This is a genomic window from Cerasibacillus terrae (assembly GCF_008039555.1).
Lineage (GTDB): Bacteria > Bacillota > Bacilli > Bacillales > Amphibacillaceae > Cerasibacillus > Cerasibacillus terrae.
In genome coordinates this window covers 162,248-183,052 of sequence record NZ_VDUW01000003.1, presented here as the reverse complement: position 1 = coordinate 183,052, position 20,805 = coordinate 162,248, and the positions used below count along the sequence as shown (strand labels likewise).

General features: G+C 34.3%; 24 protein-coding genes. 9 read left to right on the top strand and 15 right to left on the bottom strand.

Annotated elements, in window-relative coordinates; genetic code table 11:
- Positions 1-10: 10 nt before the first annotated feature.
- Positions 11-367: a lmo0954 family membrane protein gene (locus FHP05_RS06520; RefSeq protein ID WP_147666440.1), complete on the bottom strand. Its 357-nt coding sequence runs from the start codon at positions 365-367 to the stop codon at positions 11-13.
- 342 nt (positions 368-709) lie between these two features.
- Between FHP05_RS06520 and FHP05_RS06515 the strand changes: the two genes are divergently transcribed.
- Positions 710-1,618, top strand: coding sequence for an EamA family transporter (locus tag FHP05_RS06515; RefSeq protein WP_147666439.1), 909 nt, complete (start codon positions 710-712; stop codon positions 1,616-1,618).
- 76 nt (positions 1,619-1,694) lie between these two features.
- Here FHP05_RS06515 and FHP05_RS06510 read toward each other — a convergent pair whose 3' ends face one another.
- Both FHP05_RS06510 and psiE read right to left on the bottom strand, forming a co-directional pair.
- Positions 1,695-2,258 (bottom strand): LOG family protein, encoded by a 564-nt coding sequence (locus FHP05_RS06510; RefSeq protein WP_147666438.1) that lies wholly within the window; start codon positions 2,256-2,258, stop codon positions 1,695-1,697.
- A gap of 181 nt (positions 2,259-2,439) precedes the next feature.
- The gene (gene psiE / locus FHP05_RS06505) at positions 2,440-2,886 is read right to left on the bottom strand and encodes a phosphate-starvation-inducible protein PsiE (protein ID WP_147666437.1); all 447 of its coding nucleotides are present in this window, start codon (positions 2,884-2,886) and stop codon (positions 2,440-2,442) included.
- Between the two features lie 351 nt (positions 2,887-3,237).
- Here psiE and FHP05_RS06500 point away from each other — a divergent pair, with 351 nt between their 5' ends.
- The 3 genes from FHP05_RS06500 (at position 3,238) to FHP05_RS06490 (ending at position 7,142) form a co-directional block, all read left to right on the top strand.
- On the top strand, positions 3,238-5,085 hold the full coding sequence (locus FHP05_RS06500; RefSeq protein ID WP_191126273.1) for an MMPL family transporter: 1,848 nt from the start codon (positions 3,238-3,240) through the stop codon (positions 5,083-5,085).
- Positions 5,078-6,466, top strand: a complete 1,389-nt coding sequence (locus FHP05_RS06495) for an efflux RND transporter permease subunit (RefSeq protein ID WP_147666435.1) — start codon at positions 5,078-5,080, stop codon at positions 6,464-6,466. Before FHP05_RS06500 ends, FHP05_RS06495 begins: the two co-directional genes overlap by 8 nt.
- A 115-nt stretch (positions 6,467-6,581) precedes the next feature.
- Entirely contained in the window at positions 6,582-7,142 is a 561-nt protein-coding gene (locus FHP05_RS06490) for a TetR/AcrR family transcriptional regulator (RefSeq protein WP_147666434.1), read from the top strand.
- A 245-nt stretch (positions 7,143-7,387) separates the two neighbouring features.
- On the opposite strand, the gene FHP05_RS06485 is transcribed toward FHP05_RS06490, so the two are convergent.
- Entirely contained in the window at positions 7,388-7,942 is a 555-nt protein-coding gene (locus FHP05_RS06485) for a GNAT family N-acetyltransferase (protein WP_147666433.1), read from the bottom strand.
- Positions 7,943-8,074: 132 nt separating this feature from the next.
- Between FHP05_RS06485 and FHP05_RS06480 the strand changes: the two genes are divergently transcribed.
- Entirely contained in the window at positions 8,075-8,836 is a 762-nt protein-coding gene (locus FHP05_RS06480) for a MerR family transcriptional regulator (RefSeq protein WP_147666432.1), read from the top strand.
- A 22-nt stretch (positions 8,837-8,858) separates the two neighbouring features.
- Here the strand turns inward: FHP05_RS06480 and FHP05_RS06475 are convergent, their stop codons facing one another.
- The 4 genes from FHP05_RS06475 to bioD form a co-directional block, all read right to left on the bottom strand.
- Entirely contained in the window at positions 8,859-9,125 is a 267-nt protein-coding gene (locus tag FHP05_RS06475) for a hypothetical protein (protein WP_147666431.1), read from the bottom strand.
- Positions 9,126-9,149: 24 nt separating this feature from the next.
- Positions 9,150-10,637, bottom strand: coding sequence for an NAD(P)H-hydrate dehydratase (locus FHP05_RS06470; RefSeq protein ID WP_147666430.1), 1,488 nt, complete (start codon positions 10,635-10,637; stop codon positions 9,150-9,152).
- Between the two features lie 149 nt (positions 10,638-10,786).
- Positions 10,787-12,154: an adenosylmethionine--8-amino-7-oxononanoate transaminase gene (gene bioA / locus FHP05_RS06465; RefSeq protein ID WP_147666429.1), complete on the bottom strand. Its 1,368-nt coding sequence runs from the start codon at positions 12,152-12,154 to the stop codon at positions 10,787-10,789.
- Positions 12,123-12,860: a dethiobiotin synthase gene (gene bioD, locus FHP05_RS06460; protein WP_147666428.1), complete on the bottom strand. Its 738-nt coding sequence runs from the start codon at positions 12,858-12,860 to the stop codon at positions 12,123-12,125. The genes bioA and bioD overlap by 32 nt, the downstream gene beginning before the upstream one ends.
- Before the next feature lie 102 nt (positions 12,861-12,962).
- Between bioD and FHP05_RS06455 the strand changes: the two genes are divergently transcribed.
- Together FHP05_RS06455 and FHP05_RS06450 are read left to right on the top strand one after the other, a co-directional pair.
- Entirely contained in the window at positions 12,963-13,535 is a 573-nt protein-coding gene (locus FHP05_RS06455) for a biotin transporter BioY (protein ID WP_147666427.1), read from the top strand.
- A 291-nt stretch (positions 13,536-13,826) separates the two neighbouring features.
- Complete coding sequence (locus FHP05_RS06450) at positions 13,827-14,249, top strand: DUF1801 domain-containing protein (protein ID WP_147666426.1); 423 nt, start codon at positions 13,827-13,829, stop codon at positions 14,247-14,249.
- A gap of 208 nt (positions 14,250-14,457) precedes the next feature.
- Here the strand turns inward: FHP05_RS06450 and FHP05_RS06445 are convergent, their stop codons facing one another.
- The 4 genes from FHP05_RS06445 to FHP05_RS06435 all read right to left on the bottom strand — a co-directional run bounded on the left by FHP05_RS06445 (position 14,458) and on the right by FHP05_RS06435 (position 16,432).
- Positions 14,458-15,147: a Crp/Fnr family transcriptional regulator gene (locus FHP05_RS06445; protein WP_230973945.1), complete on the bottom strand. Its 690-nt coding sequence runs from the start codon at positions 15,145-15,147 to the stop codon at positions 14,458-14,460.
- A gap of 182 nt (positions 15,148-15,329) precedes the next feature.
- Positions 15,330-15,476, bottom strand: coding sequence for a hypothetical protein (locus FHP05_RS15535; protein WP_230973944.1), 147 nt, complete (start codon positions 15,474-15,476; stop codon positions 15,330-15,332).
- Positions 15,430-15,825, bottom strand: coding sequence for an HAD-IC family P-type ATPase (locus tag FHP05_RS15530; protein WP_269144271.1), 396 nt, complete (start codon positions 15,823-15,825; stop codon positions 15,430-15,432). The genes FHP05_RS15535 and FHP05_RS15530 overlap by 47 nt, the downstream gene beginning before the upstream one ends.
- Before the next feature lie 112 nt (positions 15,826-15,937).
- A complete protein-coding gene (locus FHP05_RS06435; RefSeq protein ID WP_147666425.1) occupies positions 15,938-16,432 on the bottom strand; it encodes a hypothetical protein in 495 nt (164 codons plus the stop codon).
- Between the two features lie 169 nt (positions 16,433-16,601).
- Here FHP05_RS06435 and ric point away from each other — a divergent pair, with 169 nt between their 5' ends.
- Complete coding sequence (gene ric / locus FHP05_RS06430; protein ID WP_147666424.1) at positions 16,602-17,294, top strand: iron-sulfur cluster repair di-iron protein; 693 nt, start codon at positions 16,602-16,604, stop codon at positions 17,292-17,294.
- Positions 17,295-17,690: 396 nt separating this feature from the next.
- Here the strand turns inward: ric and FHP05_RS06425 are convergent, their stop codons facing one another.
- Positions 17,691-17,942 (bottom strand): hypothetical protein, encoded by a 252-nt coding sequence (locus tag FHP05_RS06425; RefSeq protein ID WP_147666423.1) that lies wholly within the window; start codon positions 17,940-17,942, stop codon positions 17,691-17,693.
- 368 nt (positions 17,943-18,310) lie between these two features.
- On the opposite strand from FHP05_RS06425, the gene FHP05_RS06420 reads away from it, so the two are divergent.
- Positions 18,311-19,360, top strand: coding sequence for a YkvI family membrane protein (locus tag FHP05_RS06420; RefSeq protein WP_147666422.1), 1,050 nt, complete (start codon positions 18,311-18,313; stop codon positions 19,358-19,360).
- Positions 19,361-19,550: 190 nt separating this feature from the next.
- Here FHP05_RS06420 and FHP05_RS06415 read toward each other — a convergent pair whose 3' ends face one another.
- Positions 19,551-20,108 carry a hypothetical protein gene (locus FHP05_RS06415; RefSeq protein ID WP_147666421.1) on the bottom strand — a complete coding sequence of 186 codons (558 nt, stop codon included), beginning with the start codon at positions 20,106-20,108 and terminating at the stop codon, positions 19,551-19,553.
- On the bottom strand, positions 20,105-20,743 hold the full coding sequence (locus FHP05_RS06410) for an SCO family protein (RefSeq protein WP_147666420.1): 639 nt from the start codon (positions 20,741-20,743) through the stop codon (positions 20,105-20,107). Before FHP05_RS06410 ends, FHP05_RS06415 begins: the two co-directional genes overlap by 4 nt.
- Positions 20,744-20,805 lie beyond the last annotated feature (62 nt).

Sequence of the window (20,805 nt, the reverse complement as noted above, 5' to 3'; positions counted from 1 at the left end):
GTATTTTCTATTAACGATTTAATTCCGCCCATTGACGTTCAAAATTGGTAAATGGATCCTCATCCTCTGTTGTGGTTTTAACGACTGGGTCTGTTTGATCTGTTCTCCAATTTTTAAAGATTAGATATAGTACATAGGCAGCGGCAATACCAATAACTGCATACACATTTACCACAGTGAAACTTAAGACAATTAAACCTACAATCACCCAAGCAATTTTACCTACTATCGAATCACTCTTTAAAAACTTCTTAAACACCACATACAACAACCAAACCCCAAGACCTAATAGGACGAGTGGTCCAAGGTTAATTAACAAAATCATTAATGCTGCTAAACCAGCAATAAATAATAAAAATTTCCTCACGTGTTTGTCCCCCTTTCTTAAGCTTAACTTTATTGTAACGAGGATCTAGCATTTTTATAATGAGCTTCAGATATATTTCAGACTAAGACTTAAGACGTATTTTCTCACTTTAGGATTGACGAGTAATTTGCGATGTGTGCTTCTCGCCCGTGGTGATTCCACCGGGCGAGAAGTACACAATTTTAACACCTTTAGGCAGTAGTTATCTTTGAAAATCAGATTATTTTATGGGTTTAGGCAAATTTTAGGATGGAATATTTTTACTCCCTATTCCGTTATCACCCTGCATCGTTTATAATAGAAACTTGATTAATTATTTTTTAAAGAACAGGGAGCAATGATATGTGGTTTATATTTTCGATTCTTACAGCTTTAGCCTGGGGTGGAGCGAATCTCTTTTATAAAAAGGGTACAGATAGTAATGATCCATACAGTCATTTGAAAATCGTGACAATGGTTGGACTTGTCATGGGAGTCCATGCAATCACTTATATGATTGTTAAAGATATTACGTTTGATCCATTTGATATGGTTCGATATTTCCCAGTCTCAGCAATGTATATTTTATCGATGACAATCGGATATATTGGGTTACGGTACATCGAACTGTCTATTGCAGCACCAGTGCAAAACTCTGCAGGTGCAGTGAGTGCCATCCTATTATTCATCTTTTTCCCAAGAGAAATGCATCCTTTAGATATTTTAGGGATTATTATTGTAACGGCTGGGGTCATTGGACTTGCGATGTTGGAGAGAAAAGCAGAGACAAAGGAGTTACATGCACAAAATGTCGTTATTGACAAAAAGTATCAAATTAGTTTTCTAGCAATTACATTTCCAATTCTCTACGCATTAATTGATGGATTAGGAAGTTTCGCTGACGGGATTTACTTAGATGAATTAAAACTGATTAGCGAAGATGCTGCACTTCTAGCTTATGAGTTTACTTTCCTTATTTGTGCGATTCTTGCTTATATCTATGTGAAATTTATCAAAAAGCAGAAATTCGATATTTTTAAAGAAAAGGATAAAGGATTTGCTGCTATTTTAGAAACGGTCGGGCAATTCTTCTATGTCTTTGCAATGGCCAGTAATGCAATTATTGCAGCACCACTTATTGCTGCACATGGTATATTTTCGGTCATTCTCTCGCGAATTTTCCTGAAAGAAGTACTAACAAAAAGGCAGTATATTATGGTCGGTGTCGTTATGCTAGGGATTATCTTACTTGGAGTAACAGGGGAATTATGATACTCACATATATATAGTGTCAACTAAAAATCTTCTATGAATCTACATAGAAGATTTTTAGTTTCTTAAGTCATTATTAATATGTCTTTATCGGTGACGCTTTATATGTTTGAAATTTATCAATTAAGGCGGATGCATTAGAATCTACAGTGATGATGGAACGGTTCTTTTCTTGCAAAAATCCTTGCCCCATCATGTGGTCAAACATGGAAATTAACAAATCATAGTAATGATTGATATTTAATAGGCCACATGGTTTTTGATGCAATCCGATTTGTGCCCAAGTGAATACTTCAAAAAATTCTTCCATTGTTCCTGGTCCACCTGGTAACGTAATAAATCCATCCGCTAATTCTGCCATCTTCGCTTTTCGTTCATGCATCGTGTCCACGGTGTAAAGCTCAGTTAAATGTGAATGTGAGATTTCCCTTTCCTCTAAAACCCTTGGGATGACACCGATCACTTGCCCACCTTCTTTAAGTACGGTATCGGCAAGTACCCCCATAATTCCCACACTTGCTCCACCATAAACCAAGGTGATGTCTCGCTTGGCTAATTCTTTTCCAAGCTCAATTGCTCCATCTCTATATACATCTGAAACCCCATTATGCGAACCACAAAAAACTGCTAATCTCTTCATTATCATTCTCTCCCTACTAAAATGTCTTTGTCCATTATATCGTTTTATAAGATTAAAAAAAGAAAAAAACACCTCAAATAAACAAAGCGTTTCTTTCCAAATTACATTTCTATATTCATATACTTATTTGTCAATAGTAGTTCAAAATCTAATTTTCATCGAAAATATCATCGTTTATCATTCACTCTCTCCGAAAAAACCACTTACTCTCTGGCCGTTCTCGTGGAGTCAGATTCATAATAAAATAACCGATAATTAAAATGAGGATTACAATGGAGTAATATAACGTTTTCAATGCATCATCGTGCTCAACAATGATTAGACGCACCATGGCTGTAATACCAATATATAGGAAGTAACGTAATGGAAAGTGATAGTCTTCTTTAAAATACTTTACAATCATCGCGATAAACTCGAAGTATAGAAAGAAAATGAGGATATTGGCTAAATATAATTGATAATTTGCTTTTTCATCAACAAGAAGAATTTGACTAAAATCAAGCAGTTCTTTCATTAATAAAAATGAAAGGATCATAGCTAAAAACACTAAGGAGATATTTAAGATGATCTGTAAGAGTTTCGGCAATAGTTGCATAAATACTTGGTAGTGTTTTTTTAATTGATCCATAGACAGTATCACTCCCAGTCATTAAATTTATATCTTTGAACAAGTTTATCATAACATGTTTGTCGTAAATAATACGATTGGAATGATAAATTTTACGGAAACAAAAGACCAAATTCGAATGTGTTTCATCTGTATAATGACAATTTGAATAAGGATGTAGAGGTTCCACTTTAAGAAACTCCACTAATAATAAAGTTTCCTTTACAATAAAAACATTCGCTGTTATGATGTGTGTTAGTGATAACTTACATTATTAGAAACATTATATTCCTATAAAATAAGAGAATTTTTTTATTTAATATGTTAGTTATTACTAACTTTCAATATAACAGTAGTATGAGGAGGAACTATATGAGTATGTTAAATAAGCTTAGCAAGCTATTGAAAAAATACCCAGTAAAGTCAATCTTTGTCACACTTATTATAATTATTCTACTAGCAATTGGTACTCAATATGTATACATGGCTACAGGAAACGATACATTGGTAAAAAATAATACAGATGTATATAAGGATAACGTCATGTTAGAAGAGGAATTTGGCGGAGAGTCTATCATTGTACTATATGAGTCAGAAAATTTACTAACCCCTAATAATTTGACACATATGAAAGGATTAGAAGAAGCCATACAAACAAATGATGCTATTTACAGTATTATGAGTCCGGTCACCCTTGTGGAAGAGATTGCTAATAAGCAGTCGGGTAGGTTTAATGAAGGTATATTAGAAATAATTGATGGATTAAATCAAATGGGAAGTAAGCTAACCGAGATTGGCGCGGAGCTTGAGGTTAATGCAAAAAATAATCAAACGATTGATTTTCCAGAACAAGTAAACCTACAGGCTCCCGAATTAGGTAAGACGGAAATTCCTGAGCCTGGCGAATTTGCCTTTCCCGAATTTGAAGGAACACAACTTCCTGAATTTGAGGAAATCAATCTCCCAGATATGGAAGGACAAATGACTGAGTTAAATAAGGGATTCTCAAACATAATCGATGCTCAGAAAAACTTGGAAGGTGGTACAAAAAATCTTGTCGATGGATATGCCAAATTTGGAAATGAGACCAAGTTGTTGGGAGAAAATTTACATGCTTTAGCCGAACAATTACAAGATAATCCCGAGAAAAAACAGTTACAGGAAGTTAGCAAAGGTTTGAGTCAACTTTCCAAACAAATGACACAGATATCTGAGGACACCTCCACCCTTCCAGGGATTCCTTCCCAAACGATTAATGGATTGGAAACTATACAACAGAAACTAAGTGAACAGATAAAAGAACAAAATGAGCAACAGGAACAAATACAAAAAAAGCAAAAGCACACTCAGGAACAAATGAAGGAGAAATTGCAAAAAGAACAGGAAAAGAAAGAAGAACAGATAAAGCAAAAAACTCAAGAGGAACAAGTAGCGAAGAAAGAAGAAATGAAGAAAAAAATGGAAGAACAACAAGCACAGAAAGAAGCACAGGTGAAAGAACAGATGCTTGCGCAACAGGCTGAAAAAGAAAAACAAATGCAAGATTTTCAAAAAAAGATGAAAGGTAAGCAGGAAGAACAAGAAGAAAAATTACTTACACTCGGTAAAGGTTTAGTGGAAATGGGTGAAAAAACACAAACGATTAGTGAAAATTTGGAATCCATTCATGAATATTCGGATATTATGACGCCAGGATTACCTAAGAAACAAGCTACACTGAATAACATGATCTATGATGATGGGAAACTTCGCTCTATATTTGATGAGGTTGTTGTGGATGAACAACATATGTTAATGATGATTAAATTTAAAGGTGGTACAAATGACGCTACAAAAAGTGAGTTGGTTCGTACCATTCAATCATATTTAAATATGGAGGAGTCTGACGACTTAACTACAATTGTATCGGGAAAGCCAGTTCTTGATGATTCCATTCGATCATCGATGAAGAATAGTATGCAAAAAATGATGGGACTTGCGTTATTGATTATGGTGATTGTTTTATTCTTCGTCTTTAAGGTTCGTTGGCGCATAATGCCGTTAGTTACTGTTTTAATAGCGGTTATTGGAACGGTAGGTTTAATGGGTTGGCTACAAATACCAATTACAATGGTTTCGATGGCTGTTTTTCCAATTTTAATTGGGCTTGGTATCGATTATGCCATTCAATTTCAAAATCGCTATGCAGAAGAAATGGCTAAGGAGGATATCAATGAGTAATCAAAAGGATAGAGTGAAAAAAAGTTTATATCAAACAATTATAAAGATGGTTCCAGCCGTTTTCACTGCGTTAGTTGCTACAGGACTTGGATTTATTGCATTATATACATCACCTGTACCAATGATTCAGGATTTTGGTAAAATGTTAACCATTGGTTTAATAGTCAGTTTCTTTTTAGGTATATTTTTCTTAATTCCACTTCTATTTACTAGAGACTACTTTTTTAGTAGTTCAAACAAAAAGGTACAAAACAAACTGAAAGAAAAGGAAGGAAAACCTTCAAAAGTAGATTTAATTCTTGATTGGTTTACGAGGAAAACAATTGCTTTTCGTTGGTTGATTATAGGATTAGCATTAGTAGCGGCAGTATTTGGTATTTGGCTAGATATAGATGCTGGAGTAGAAACAGATGTAGAAACATTTATGCCTCAAGATACACAGGCATTAAAAGATATACACAAATTACGTGATGTAGTCGGGTCAACAGATCAAGTCTCCATTGTATATCATGGGAACGATATTGTTTCAGATAAAGTCATCTCATGGGTGGATAATCTGACAGAAACACTTGCACTTGAATTTCCGGAAGCCATTGTTGATACAAAATCTATTACAAGTGTTGTGAAACAAATGAATGATGGGAAACTACCCGATCAGAAATCCTTTCATGAACAAATCACCGATTTACCAGAAGAACAGTTAAAATTATTTATGAACGAGGACCAAACAAAAGGAGTTATTACAGTCGGCATCAAACACTTGGAAACGGAAGAATTACAGCTTTTTGTAGATGATTTGGATACTTTCCTTAAGAAAAACAAATTGGATAAAATGGAAACAATTATCACAGGAAAATCTGTTCTAGATATTGAGATGATTAAGGGATTAACGACTGGTAGATATCAAATGACTTTACTTGGCATGGGGCTTGTATTTTTCGGTCTGCTATTCATTTACCGTCACCCAATTAAAGCCTTTATTCCATTGCTACCGATTCTGTTTATTGTTGGTTGGTCTGGTTTAGCAATGTACTTTTTGGATATCAGTTACACACCATTAACAGCTACATTAGGTGCCTTAATTATTGGTATAGGTACAGAGTTTACTGTACTAGTGATGGAACGATTCTATGAGGAAAGAAGAAATGGTCGTCTAGCTATAGATGCTATTCGGATTACGAATAAAAAAATTGGTAAAGCAATTTTCACATCCGCATTGACTACCATTGGTGGTTTCAGTGCACTACTCGCATCTGATTTTGTCATTTTAAATAATTTCGGTAAAATGACTTTAATCAACATATCATTTGCGTTGATTTCAACAATCGTTGTTATGCCATCCATCTTGATTATCTTAGATAGATTTGTCAAAATAGAATAGGTACACTAGGTATATCTCATTAACAAAATTTTATTCTTAGTTTACTATTTAATAGTCCCTACCACTCAGGATTTACTATCGATGAATAAAAATAATGAAGCAGGGGTGAAAAAGCTTGCGTGATACAACAGATAGAATCCTTAAAGGAGCAATTTCTGTTTTTATAAAAAAGGGATTACAAGCGACAACCCAAGAAGTTGCTAAGGAAGCAGATGTCGCGGAAGTAACCTTATATCGCCGGTATTCTACTAAAGAAAACCTTTTTTTTACAGCAATTAGAAATGTACTAGAAAAAAAGTTCGATTCCCAAATTTTGGAAATTGCAAAAGAAACAGATACCAAAACTTTCCTCATTCATATTATAGAAAATAGATTAGATCTTTTAGAGAAAAATAAGGATTTAATAAAAATGCTTCTATCCGAAAATTTAAGGGGAAATTTGGGAAATGATCTTAATTTACCAGAAATTATTTTTTCAAGTTTAAAAAAAGGCTTGGACTACCATTTTAAACTTATAAATCATCCGATTGATATAGACTTTTGTGCAAGACAATTGGGTGGAATATTTTTAAGTTATATTGTTCTGCCAAATAACAAAGATTTTAATAAATTGACAACGCAAGAGAAAAAAGAAATAGCGAAAAAACATGCAAAGTCAATACTTGCCACTTTATAGGACTGGAATTATTATTAGAAGTTATCATCATTTCCATTCCAGAAGGGGTAATTTCATCCTTTACAGAATACGCATGGAATAGATACTAATTCCCTTTATGACCCTTATCTTTTCTCACCGTTGAAGTAAAAATATGGGATAATTTCAGATAAAATAAAGCTTCAATCAGTGGGATTTTCTTTTATCCCCACTGATTGTTAGCTGAACTAACCGAGCAATAAATAAATGTCTTCTAGTGTTATAGATTATTCATCCTTTACTATCGAATACATTTTTAAATCTTGGTGTTTTCCTTTAATGAACATTGCTTTTCTCATCGTCCCTTCCAATGACATGCCACATTTTTGCATCACTCGTTCAGAGGCGATATTTTCTGAAAAACATTTTGCTTGAATGCGTATTAAATCCATCTGTTTAAATCCAAATTGGATGATTTCTTTCGCTGCTTCAGTTGTCAATCCTTTCCCCCAATAGTCTGATGACAGTACGTAGCCAATTTCAGCTACTTTATGCTCTGGCTTCCACCAAACAAAATCAATTGTACCAATGAAATTGCCATTTTCCTTATATTCCATTCCCCATGGTGCTACTTGTTTTTCTTTGTATCGTTTTTGAATATAATCCATAAATGCTTTTGTATCATCTACTGTTACATGTCGATTCCAAAGTACGTGCCGTGTTACTTCTTCACTTGATCCGTATTCAAAGATCGCTTCCGTGTCAGCTTCTGTTACTTTTCTTAAAATGAGTCGCTCTGTTTCTAGTATCGGTAAATTCCCATAAATTTCCTCAATCTCCATATCTTTCTCCCCCATTTAAGTAAATTTCTACTATAATATAGCAAAAATAGCTATTGGGCAAGATTTTTTTAGAAAATTCCTTGACCTTTACGTTACGTATAGGTTTAAGATGAATATGTCAGGAGGGATACAATGGAATATACCGTTAGTCAATTAGCAAAAATTTCAGGTGTTTCTGGTCGCACACTTCGTTATTATGACCAAATTGGATTACTTAAACCCACACGAGTTAATTCATCTGGTTATCGTATTTATGGTCAACAAGAGGTTGATTTACTACAACAAATATTGTTTTATCGGGAATTAGATGTTCGTTTAGAGGATATCAAGGAAATTGTCCATGTGCCTTCTTTTGATCAAGTTTCCGCTTTAAAACAACATTATCATCAATTAAAAGAGAAACGTATCCGACTTGACAAGATTATTGCGACCGTGGAAAAAACAATTTCGAATAAAGAAAGGGGTATTTCGATGAAAGATAACGAAAAGTTTATCGGATTAAAAAAGCAACTAATAGATAGAAATGAAGCGAAATATGGTAAGGAAGTTCGTGAGAAATACGGGGATGATCAAGTGAATACAAGTAACGCAAAAATGTTGGGGCTATCGCAAGCAGATTTTGCTAATTGGGAAAAAATTGGAGAAGAAATCGGGGAACTACTACCAAAAGCATATGAAACACAAGACCCAACTAGTGATATTGCTCAAAAACTCGCTAGAAAACATAAAGAGTGGCTTATGTACACATGGCCGAATTACACGAAAGAAGCACACGCAAACCTTGCTGAAATGTATGTAGCAGATGAACGGTTCACTGCACATTATGACCAGTATGTGAGAGGTGGAACAGAATTTTTGCGGGATGCAATATTATATTTTTTAGGGATGGATTAAATAATATTCGTGCCCGAGTTTGCTATTTTTTTACAGAACCGGGGACGATTAAATGATATTCGTTCCCGATTTTGCTGTTTTTCACAGAATTGGGGACGATTAAACCATATTCATTCCCAGTTTTGCCGTTTTTTACAGAATTGGGGACGATTAAACCATATTCATTCCCAGTTTTGCCGTTTTTTACAGAATTGGGGACGATTATAGGATTTGCGTTTGTGGCGGTGAACTTGAGAAAGTACACCGCCCAAAACACAAATCCATCAGCAAAAGTTGCATCCCTAGCCACAAAAGTCTTACCAATACAAAAGTATTAACGATTTCCTTCTATTTTGCCTAACACTTCTGGTAACAATTGAGCAAAATCACTGGCAACCATACTTGTTTCACTATATTTTTCTATCCAAATATCTGCACATAACCCATGGATATAAACAGCATTTTTTACAGCGTCTTGATAATTATCGTGTGTTGCCAGCATACTAACAAGCATTCCTGTTAGTACATCCCCACTACCACCTTTTGCGAGACCACTATTTCCAGTAGGATTTACAAATGTTTCTCCATTCGGAAAAGCAATAATAGAATACTTACCTTTCAAAACAACTGCCAGATCATACTTTTTGGAAAATTTTCGTGCTAACTTGATTCGATTTGCTTGAATCTCTTTGACACTTCTTCCAGTCAATCGACTAAATTCACCTGGATGAGGTGTGATGATAACCGGTCCTCTTGCATGCCAATCTTTTCGTTCCCGTAATGCACCAGCATCAATCACGAGTGGAATATCTAATTTCATCAATTCATCCACTGCTTTTTGTGCCTTTGTTATATCGGCTATTCCTGGTCCAATCCCTGCTGCGATTATTTTTTCTGGCACTTCTCCTTCACTTATTGTTTCTAATCCATTTAGCATGAATGTCGCCTCTGGAACCCTGGATGCAATGGTTGTTGCAGCTAGGTGAGATGTAGCCATGATTAATTTACCTGTTCCACTTCTTATCGCTCCTATTGCTGCAAGGACCGCACTCCCAGGCATTTCGTCACTGCCTGCAACAAGTAAACTTGTTCCAAATGTGCCTTTATGGGCTGCATCATTTCGTTTAGGGAATGTTTTCCATACAGATTCTTCTGTTAATAGATTCACATTACTTGTCTGTTTTAATCCAATAGAAACAACATCTGTTTTCCCAAAGTATTTTCCTGATGGTAAGAGAAATATTGAAGGTTTATACCCATGTAACGAAAAGGTATAGTCCGCTAAAAAGGCATGATTCAGTTGTATATTTGGTTGCTCACTTTCTTCACTTACTACGAGATCGCCTCGATCAGCTTGTACACCTGAGGGAATGTCCACTGCAATACGCAAAGCATCTTGCTGATTACACCACGAAACGACGTTCTTCACATCTGAACGTAATGGCAATTTCGTACCGATTCCAAGTAAACAATCAATAATGACATCATATCTATCATTTGTATTCCATTTTTCAACGGTAAAATCTTGCTGTAAATAATAATCCAAATGTTGTTTTGCTGTTTTTGTCTTTGGTTCACTAAGTGGAAAAACTAACGAAACATGAAATCCTGCTTGCTTAAGATAACGTGCCAAAACAACTCCATCTCCCCCATTATTTCCACGCCCGCATAAAATAAGGGTTTGATTTTCTTTTTTTAATAGAGGAGATATTTTTTCAAAAAGCCCTCGACCAGCATTTTCCATTAATGAAAACAGAGAAAAACCTTGTTCAGATGCTTGATTATCAATTTTTTTAATTTGTTCTGCTTGATGTATATACATCTTATTCACATCCTATTATAATTAAAAAAAATTATTCGAATGGATTCTACTTATAGTATAACAATTAAAAACGAAGCATGATTAATCTTTTAGAGCTAGAGAGAATGAAAAAAGCTGAAGTTCATGTCCATAGAACTTCAGCTTTTCATTTACTTTATCAAGGCATCATCCAAAGATTCTGTCACTAAAATAATTCCCTGTTTTAATATATCTACCATTTCTTTTAATTGTTCTTTCGTAGTAGTAAGTGGTGGCATGAAGACTATAGTATCCCTTCCTACTGGGCGGGTAAGCATACTCAATTCACGCATTTTTAATGTTGCATGATAACCTATTCGTTGTTCAGATGGAAATGACTGTTTTGTCTTTTTATCCTCCACCAACTCAATTCCACACATAAGACCATGTTGCCTTACATCCCCAACATTTTCTAACTCACTTACCTCTTCTAAAAGTTCTGTAATATATTTCGCTTTCTCATTTGTCTTTTCTACCAAATTTTCTTTTTCAAATATCTCTAGATTAGCTAGTGCTACGGCGCAACCGAGCTGGTTTCCTGTATAAGAATGTCCATGGAAAAATGTCTTCATTTCACTATATTCTCCGTAAAATGCATTATAAATTTCTTCAGTTGCCAAAGTTGCTGCTACTGGTAGATAACCTCCTGTTAATCCTTTAGCTACCGTCATTAAGTCTGGTTTAACGTCTTCGTGTTCAACGGAGAACATTTTTCCTGTTCGACCAAAACCTGTTGCAACTTCATCAGCTATTAATAAAATATTAAATTCGCGACATAATTGTTCTACCTCTTTTAAATATCCTTTTGGCATAACATTCATTCCACCAGCACCTTGCATAATCGGTTCCACTGTCATCCCTGCAATTTCTTCATGACGTTCTTCAAAAAGTTTGCGGAGCTTTTGGATACTTTCTTCCTTTACTACTTCTTCATCTTGGGAAGAATGACGATAAATGACTGGATAAGGGATGACTAGTGCATCAAAAAGTAAGGATGTATATACTTTATGATACAATTCAATGGATCCAACACTCATTGTACCGACTGTGTCACCATGGTAGCCATTACTTAGTGTAACGAACTTTGTTTTGCCTTTTATCCCTTTATTTTCCCAATACTGATAAGCCATCTTTACAGCTATTTCTACCGCTGTTGCACCACTGTCTGAATAGAAAACACGGGTTAGATCACTAGGTGCGATATCGACTAATTTCTTTGCCAATAAAATAGAAGGAACATTTGCCGCACCTAATAATGTGGAGTGCGCGATTTTATCTAATTGCTCCTTAATTGCATCATTTAGCTCTTTTTTCGAGTGTCCGTGAACATTTAACCATAAGGAAGAATAACCATCCAAGTACTCTTTTCCGTCAATATCTTTTAATATGACTCCATCTGCTGATTCAATGATAAGCGGATCACGCTCGTAATCTGTCATTTGTGTGAACGGGAGCCACATATGTTTCTTACTTAGTTCCATTAATTGTTGTGAATCCATTTTTAAACGCCTCCAATATAATTTCAATTTTCCAATCTTGAAAACAAGCATTTACATTTTCCATAGATTCTTCTGTCATACCAGCAATAAAAGGTACCTCACAAATTATCGGAATCCCTGTTAATCTTTCAATCATCTGTTTATTATCATGAGTAACCTCTTTATCATCTTCCTGGAGATGATTCATAATGATTCCTGCAATTGGTATACCACGAGATTGGAGTGCTTCCACTGAAAGCACGGTATGATTGATTGAACCAACACCCGCATGTGTTACTAAAACGGTTGGGATACGTAATTTTTCTAACCAATCAATCACACAGTATCCATCCGTTGTTAATGGAACAAATAATCCACCTGCACCTTCTACAATTGTTCCATCCGCTTGATTAGCCAGAAGCTGTATATTTCTTTCAATTAATGAAAAATCAATTTGGACATTTTCATACTTAGCAGCTAAATGGGGTGAGCAAGCTTTTTTTAAAAGGTATGTACACTGATCCTTTAGTGCATCCAATTTATTTATTATGCTGTAGACATATGGATCTGGCGCTCCCCACTCCCCATCATGATATTCTGCACCAGATTGAATTGGTTTATAAGGAATAAACTTTTTTCCATGGTCATTCAAAAATCGGACAAGCAAAGAAGTAACGACTGTTTTTCCAATACCGGTATCTGTACCAGTAACGAAAATGGATGTCATTTTACCCTCCTCCTTAAAAAATATTTTATATATATTAACCTATTATTTTTTATGTTAACATATAAATGTAATGTGAACAATATTAAAATAGGAGGGAATACTTTGAAAATTAAAGACATGATTATTTGTTCTTTATTTGCTGCATTAATGGCTGTTGGCGCTAATGTGGCGCCATTTCTTACGATTGGAGGGATTCCAATTACACTGCAACTATTATTTGCAATCTTAGCAGGTGGATTGTTAGGAAGTAGATTAGGTAGTCTTGCAATGGGATTATATCTATTATTAGGATTAATTGGAGCGCCAGTTTTCGCGCAATTTAGAGGTGGAATTGGGAGTATTTTAAGTCCAACATTTGGCTATGTTATTTCTTTTATTTTCGTTGCTTATGTTGTGGGTAAACTCCTCGAAAAAGAAAGTGTGTCCCGTGTTCATTACATCAGTGCAGGTATGCTCGCTATTATCGTTAATTATATTATCGGAACGAATTACACATATTTTGCTTTAACATTTTGGGCTGAGGCGCCTGAAGGATTTAGTTATATAGTAGCATGGTCATGGATGGGTGCTTACTTACCAATTGATATCGGTGTAACTATTTTTGCACTTATTATGGTTCCAAAATTAAAAAAGGCGTTAAATTATAGGCCGGAAGTAAAACAAAAAGCTGCATAATTTAATAGGTGCAATAACGATTTAGTAGTCTCAACCTTTATAGGTGGGACTACTTTTTAATACCTATTTCCCTAACAGATAAAATACCTCCTACAAGAATGTAAGCTTCAGGAAAGAAATATCGATTTTTGCTCATCTTTTCATCCATGTGGACATTTAGTCGTACTAATTAAAAAATGAAAAATTCAGCGATTTCTTTATTTCTTTCTAAATATTAGCTATTGTAATATTAATAGAGAATACTCACCTGTAATGTATACATTCAGTTTCTCTTAGGAAAGGAGAATGATAATGACCTATGAATTAAAAACGAAAGAAACAGATAACAGTGTCATTGAGTTTATTGAATCTGTGGAGAGCCCGCGAAAAAGAGATGATGCCTATCAATTATTAGATATTTTCACGGAAACAACTGGATATGAAGCGAAAATGTGGGGACCAAGCATTATTGGTTTTGGAAAGTATCATTATAAATATAAGTCAGGTCATGAAGGTGATGCACCATTAGTTGGTTTTTCCCCTCGGAAAGCAAGATTCAGTTTATATTTTGCTACGGGAGATTCAAAGCGAGAAGCGCTATTAAAGGAATTCGGTAAACATAAAACTGGTAAAGCATGTGTTTACATCAATAAAGTAGCTGATATTAATGTCGATATTTTAAAAGAATTAATCAATCAGTCCGTATCTTTTTTAAAAAATCTCTATCCAGAATAATAACCCTCCATATATACTAGGACAAGGAATGTAGCAATTCCTCGTCCTATATTTATTACGTCCGGTAATCTAGAAGAACCCACCGAAAAAATTCCCTAACCATATAATTTAATATGACTATTCCTTTCCTATTCCTAATGGCAAATTGTCTACCAGACATTGAAAAGCGATAACGAAAAGGTACATACCTATTTTTAAATCGAACGAACTAAACGAATAACAGCCCATCTAAATCTAAAACTTCAATTTTCCTCTGTCCTTTTTGTTGAATATAGCCTTGTTCCTCAAATTGGGTTAATCTGCGGCTAAGTGTTTCGGGTGTTGTTCCTAGATAGGAAGCGATATCTTTTTTACTCATTGGGAGTTCAATATCATTTCCTTCATCCCTTTTTCTCTCTAAACATTCTGCTAGAAATAGTGCAATTCTTGTTTCTACTTTTTCTGTAGCAAAACGGGTTGATTGCTTTTCGGATGTTTCTAGTCGATTCGCAAACTCTGTTAAAATTTCAAGAGAAATGGTCGGATATTTTAATAATAAACGGTGTAAATCTTGTCTTCGGATCATGCATATTTCTGTGTCAACCATTGCTTCTGCAAATGATTCATGGATAGAGTCTTGAAACAAAGCTAGTTCCCCTGTAAAATCTCCCGGCAATAATATCCGGACTAGTTGTTCCTTTCCTGCTTCTGTTAGATGGTAGATTTTTACTTGCCCTTGATGCACAATATATAATGCATTTGATTTATCCCCAGCATGGTATAAAGTTTCTCCCCGTTTTACTGAGATGCTTTGGACAACTTGCATAATTTCCTTCATTTGTTCGGATTCCAAATGATTAAATATCGGGACAAGTGAAACACATGCCTCCTGACTATGAAGTGAACAATGTTTTGTCACAAAATCTCTCCTCTCATTCCGTTAAAATGATATTTTTTCCGCATTAAATGTTTCCTTTTTTTGCTTCTCTTTTTTCCTTTTAAAAATCATTAATCTCATACCGTTAAGAATTACGTCTAACACACTTGCTTCATGTATAAACATTCCTGATGCTAAATGAACTGTTCCGTTTAAAACTCCAATTAAAAAAGTACAACAGTACCAACTGCAATCCAAATATTTTGCTTCATATTACGCATGCTTGCCTTCGATAAAGAAAACACATGGGAAAATTGCTCTAATCTATCTGCTATTAAAATGATATCTGCTGTTTCCATGGGTATAGCCATACCACTTTACCCCAATATCAGCAGTTGCAATAGCAGGTGCATCATTTACACCATCCCCTACCATTGCTACAATATGTCCTTCTTCCTTCAACTTTTTCACATATTCGATCTTTTCTTGTGGTAATAATTCTGCATAAAACCCATCTAAACCGAGTTTTTTAGCAATTAATTCCACATAACCATTATCTACTATCGTACCACTAAACACATCGGCATCCGTATTTTTCCATACTGGGACAGACTCTCCTGTAATGGCTGCTTCTTTAATTGAAGCTTCTCCAGCGACAAAATTCTCCTCCACCGGAATTTTCCCACCCACATGGACAATTAACCGATCTCCTTTAACCACCTGTTCAGCTTATACAAACATGTACAAATAAAAATCAAATTGGATGAGAAGTCTTCCATTTATTTTACAGATTAGGTACAAAGCCAAGGTGATGATATACACATCACCTGTTCTATATACCAAGCATTCCAAGTAAAATAAAAATAGCTACTCCAAATACAGTTGCCATAGAACTCATAAATAGTCGCTTCTCACGTTCTATATTTGACATCCCTTTTAAGAAAGCATCTACCATTAAAATTAAAACAAATACAACAGGATAACTGCATATGAATGTCACCATCTTATTCGTCATTGGATTAAAGTCTATATTATTAGATACTAATATCATCAATATAATTAATATTAAAAGCATAAAAGAACCAAATATTAAAATAAAAAGTGGATTTTTCCATATTCCTGTTTCCAGAAAAGAAGGATATTTTCCTATTACAATACTCAAAACGAGATAGATAGTAATCGTCACAACAAAAGTTGCTAAAATAAAAATAATACTATTGAAATATGTTGTGACGGGATTTATCTTGCTTTCAATCATAAAAAATATTACTGGTATTACAAGAAGGAATATTAGTAAAAATAATTTTGTTTTTATTGTTTTATTCAAAGGAAAGCACCTCATTTTTTTTGAAATACCCTATTTTATTCATTATATCAGTGGGATTCACAAATTAAATGTTTTTTTAGTTTTCCCTTCAAATTAGTGAGTTCTATCACAGAAATAATAGGTAATTTGCATTATGATAAAGATAATCGATAACAAGGAGGGCAATTTAATGAATACATTTACAGCTGAGCATACACCAGCATCCATTGTAAAAACATTTCCACAAGCTAGTGATTTATTTAAGAAACATACGATTGATTTCTGCTGTGGTGGTGACAAACCCCTTAAAGAATCATTTAAGGATCAAAACCTTCCAGAAGAAGAGATTTTAACTGAGTTAAATACAGCATATAAAGAATGGAAAAAAGAAGATCATGACATTATTGATTGGGATGCAGTTCCACTATCCAAACTCGTTGATCATATAACTAATACACATCACGCATATTTGGAACAGGAACTTCCAGCATTAGGTGAATTTGTAACGAAGATTTTCCGTGTGCACGGTGCAAGACATCCACACTTAAAAGAGTTACATCGTTTGTATAACGAATTCAAAGTTGAAATGGAAGAGCATACGATTAAAGAGGACAATGAAGTATTCCCATTAATCAAAGAGTATGAAAAAAATCCGAGTGATGAATTACTACAAAAAATAAGAGTAGCAAATGGTGACTTAGAAGATGAGCATGATGCTACAGGAGATTTAATAAAACAAATGAGATCTATTACAAATGGATTTGAAATTCCTGTTGATGCATGTGGATCATACCGAATGACGTATGCTCGGTTAGCCGAGTTGGAAGAAAATACATTCCAACATATTCATCTAGAAAACAATATTTTATTTAAACGTCTTTAATAAAAGCCTTTTTCTAAAAGGTTGTTTCCTTTAAGTAAAACTTGAAAAATCCAAGTGGAGTTTTACTCCATTTGATCCTTAGTTACACTTATTTTAGCGACATAACTCCCACCTAGTAATCAGGGGTTTTAGTAACGCTAAAATAAATCCATTATTTATCACTAACGCGTATATCATCTATAGGGGAACCTCCCTTCCTCTATAGATGTTCATGCAAACTTAAAGACCAGTTTTACTACACCTCAAACGAACAGCAATACTGTATCTTTAAGTTTGCATATATCCTTTTTTTACTGTTTAAATGCATAATCTTTTTCCCCTAAAATTATCTTATGTTTAGGGGGTTTTTTTTATGGTTTTCTATTTTCACTTCAGAAAGGGAATGATTTCCTAATATCATCGATCATCCGGTTTCATATTTTCCATTTTTAAATAAAAACGATTTTTCATGGATAAATGTCTATCTTGACGTATTCCACTTCTTTCCCTTTCATACCTTGCCTCAAAATACATTAGAAAAGGGATGACTCCTAACACATATTGCGCAGGTGAAACAAGTTGGTATTCTGGCGCGTATTTTTGTAATAACATCGGAAAAATATAAATAAAGCCAATTAAGACAAACAAATGAATTATTTCTTCATCCAAAAAGGATGATCTTTTCTTGATTAATGACCGTAAAGTTACAAATATGGCATCTGGAATCCTTTAAATCAGTATTAATTCATAAAAAAAAACATGACTTAAAATCATGTAATTTTTTCATCCTATGAACATACGTAAGAAAACTAGTACATCCAAGATATGTATTTCCTGAACATTATTAAAATGATTGTTTTGGCTAGAATAATAGTCTTTTTTTATTATTTCTATGTAATAGCGTTTACTTTTGTCACGTAATCATATAACCTATAAAGTAGTGTTTGCATTTTAAAAACCCTTTTAAAGCGGAGAAAAAGACATACCACCAGAAATCATACAAATTATTGTAGAAAATAATGGGGGGTTATTATCTTTTGTATAGGGTTCTAAGAATTGCAAGTGCCTTTATAGGTATTATTATTGGAGCAGGGTCTGCTTCTGGGCAAGAAGCATTGCAGTATTTTACTAGTTTTGGCCATATGGGTACGGTTGGTATTATATTATCCACTGTATTATTTGCTTATCTAGGGATGGTTTTAACTAAAATAGGTAGTAGATTACAAACTGTTTCCTATCGGGATGCCATTTATACAATAAGTGGGCGTTATCTCGGAATAATTGTGGATGCAGTTATTTTATTTACACTGTTTGGTGTCGGTGTTTCTATGATTGCAGGTGCGGGTTCTTTAATAAATCAACAATTTGGGCTTTCTCCTAGCACCGGTAGTATAATCATTGCGATCATAATTATACTTACGATGATGTTGAATGTAAACAAAGTAATTTCAGTAATTGGTAGTGTGACTCCGTTATTAATCTTCGTTATCGTCATCGTCTCCATCTATAGTCTATTTACAATGGAAATGAGTTTCACTGAATTGGAATTCATTGCAAAAAAAATAGACACATCCTTACCAAATTGGTTTGTCTCCTCTATCAACTATGTATCTTTTAATATTGCTGTTGGTGCAGGCATGTCCATCGTCATGGGTGCTTCTGAGAAAAATGAGCGTGTTGCGGCTCTAGGTGGTCTACTCGGTGGTTTAGGAATTGGTGTCTTAATTGGATTAACCCACTTAGCAATCTATTCGAAGGTTGATGTTGTTACATCATATGATATGCCATTATTAAAAATTGCCAACGATATCTCACCTATATTAGGACTCTTCATGTTTATTATTCTACTTGGGATGATCCTTAATACAGGAATTAGTATGTTCTATGCTTTTGTAGCCAGGTTTTTTGATCTAGAAGCGAAATCTTTCTACATTGCAACGGTCATCATTGTCCTAATTGGATTTGCGGCTAGTTTTGTAGGATTTACTCAATTGGTTTCTAAATTGTATTCTTTAATTGGATATCTCGGTTTTTTCCTAATGATTGCCTTAATACTTGCACCGATTACATTACGAAAATTAAAATAGTAAAGAAAAAATCTATCCTATAAGTAGATAGGAACACCTATTACTTATAGGATATTTTCTTAATTAAAACCAAGATATGTCAAGAAATGTTATGTCATAAAGTCATACTTCAATCAATGGTGGTTTTCTTCATCCCAAACTGAGTGTTAGCACCATAAGGGTATGATGGAAAGGTCCTTGAATGGTCAAATCACTCATACTTAGAATGATCAATTAATTTATCCTGAGCATAGTAGAGAAGTATACTTAGTGCAATGAATAAGAAACCCCAACCTAATGCACGTTGTTCAATAACTAAATAATTATTACATAACTGGTCTTCGGCAAATAAGTACAGAAATCCCATACCGGTATAAATTATGCCAATCACAATTAAAAAGATACCTTTTGCACGTTCACTTAATTTCCCCCAACTATCTCGTAAGGGAACTCCAGCCAAAAATGGCCAGCTGATAAACTTAAATACTTCTACATATGGTACAGTTAAAGCTTCATCCATTGTTCTGGGGAACAACCAATAAATGATAATAATCATAAATAATAAAATACCAGGAATTCCATTGGCATTCCATTTTTCAAAAAAGCGAGGAAATTTTTCTTTGAAATAAGGAACCATCAGCATACCAGCTATCCCCAATAATGGCATTTGCATGTGCATATGAATGCTCATGATTGATTCCGATAATTCAATTACAGGCGGGACCATTAGAAATAGAAGTAGTATTAATCCATACTTTGCTTGTTTCATTGTGTATCCCCCGCTTCTTTTTCCAGAATTTCTGTGACTTTTTCTACTGCTTCATCTGTTTCGGTAAAATCTAATACATCTGTTAAATATCCCTCTGGGTTAACTAAATAAAATGCAGAATTATGTTGAAAATCTCCTTGTTCATCAGGGATTACGATTACTCCAAATTGATTTAAGAGAGAATCTAATTCTTCTTGATCATTAATTCGAGCCATTCTCCAAGTTTCTCCATCACTATTAAAGTAAGAACGGTATTTTTCTAAGACTTCAGGTGTATCCCGTTTTGGATCAAAGCTAATACTTAAAAATACGATATCTTCTCCAATAAATTTTTCCGGAATATTTTTGTATACCTCTGCTACATTCACTTCAAGCTGTGGGCATACATCTGAACAGGCTGTATAAATAAATGTAATGAATACATATTTTCCTTCAAATTCCGAAAATGGATAAGTTCTTTTCTTACTATCTTCTAATGTTACTTCTGGGAATTTCGGGCTATTTTCAATGAGTGCATTTGTCCTTACCGTTTCCGCTGTATATGCTTGAAAACCATCAGTACCTATATAAAACAAAATAAAACCAAACACAAGCACAATTACGGTAGAAATGGTGGTTCGTTTCTTATTAGACATATTCACCACACCTTTCTATAATAAAGTGAAACTTCAATCAGTGGGGTTTTACTACTTGATAA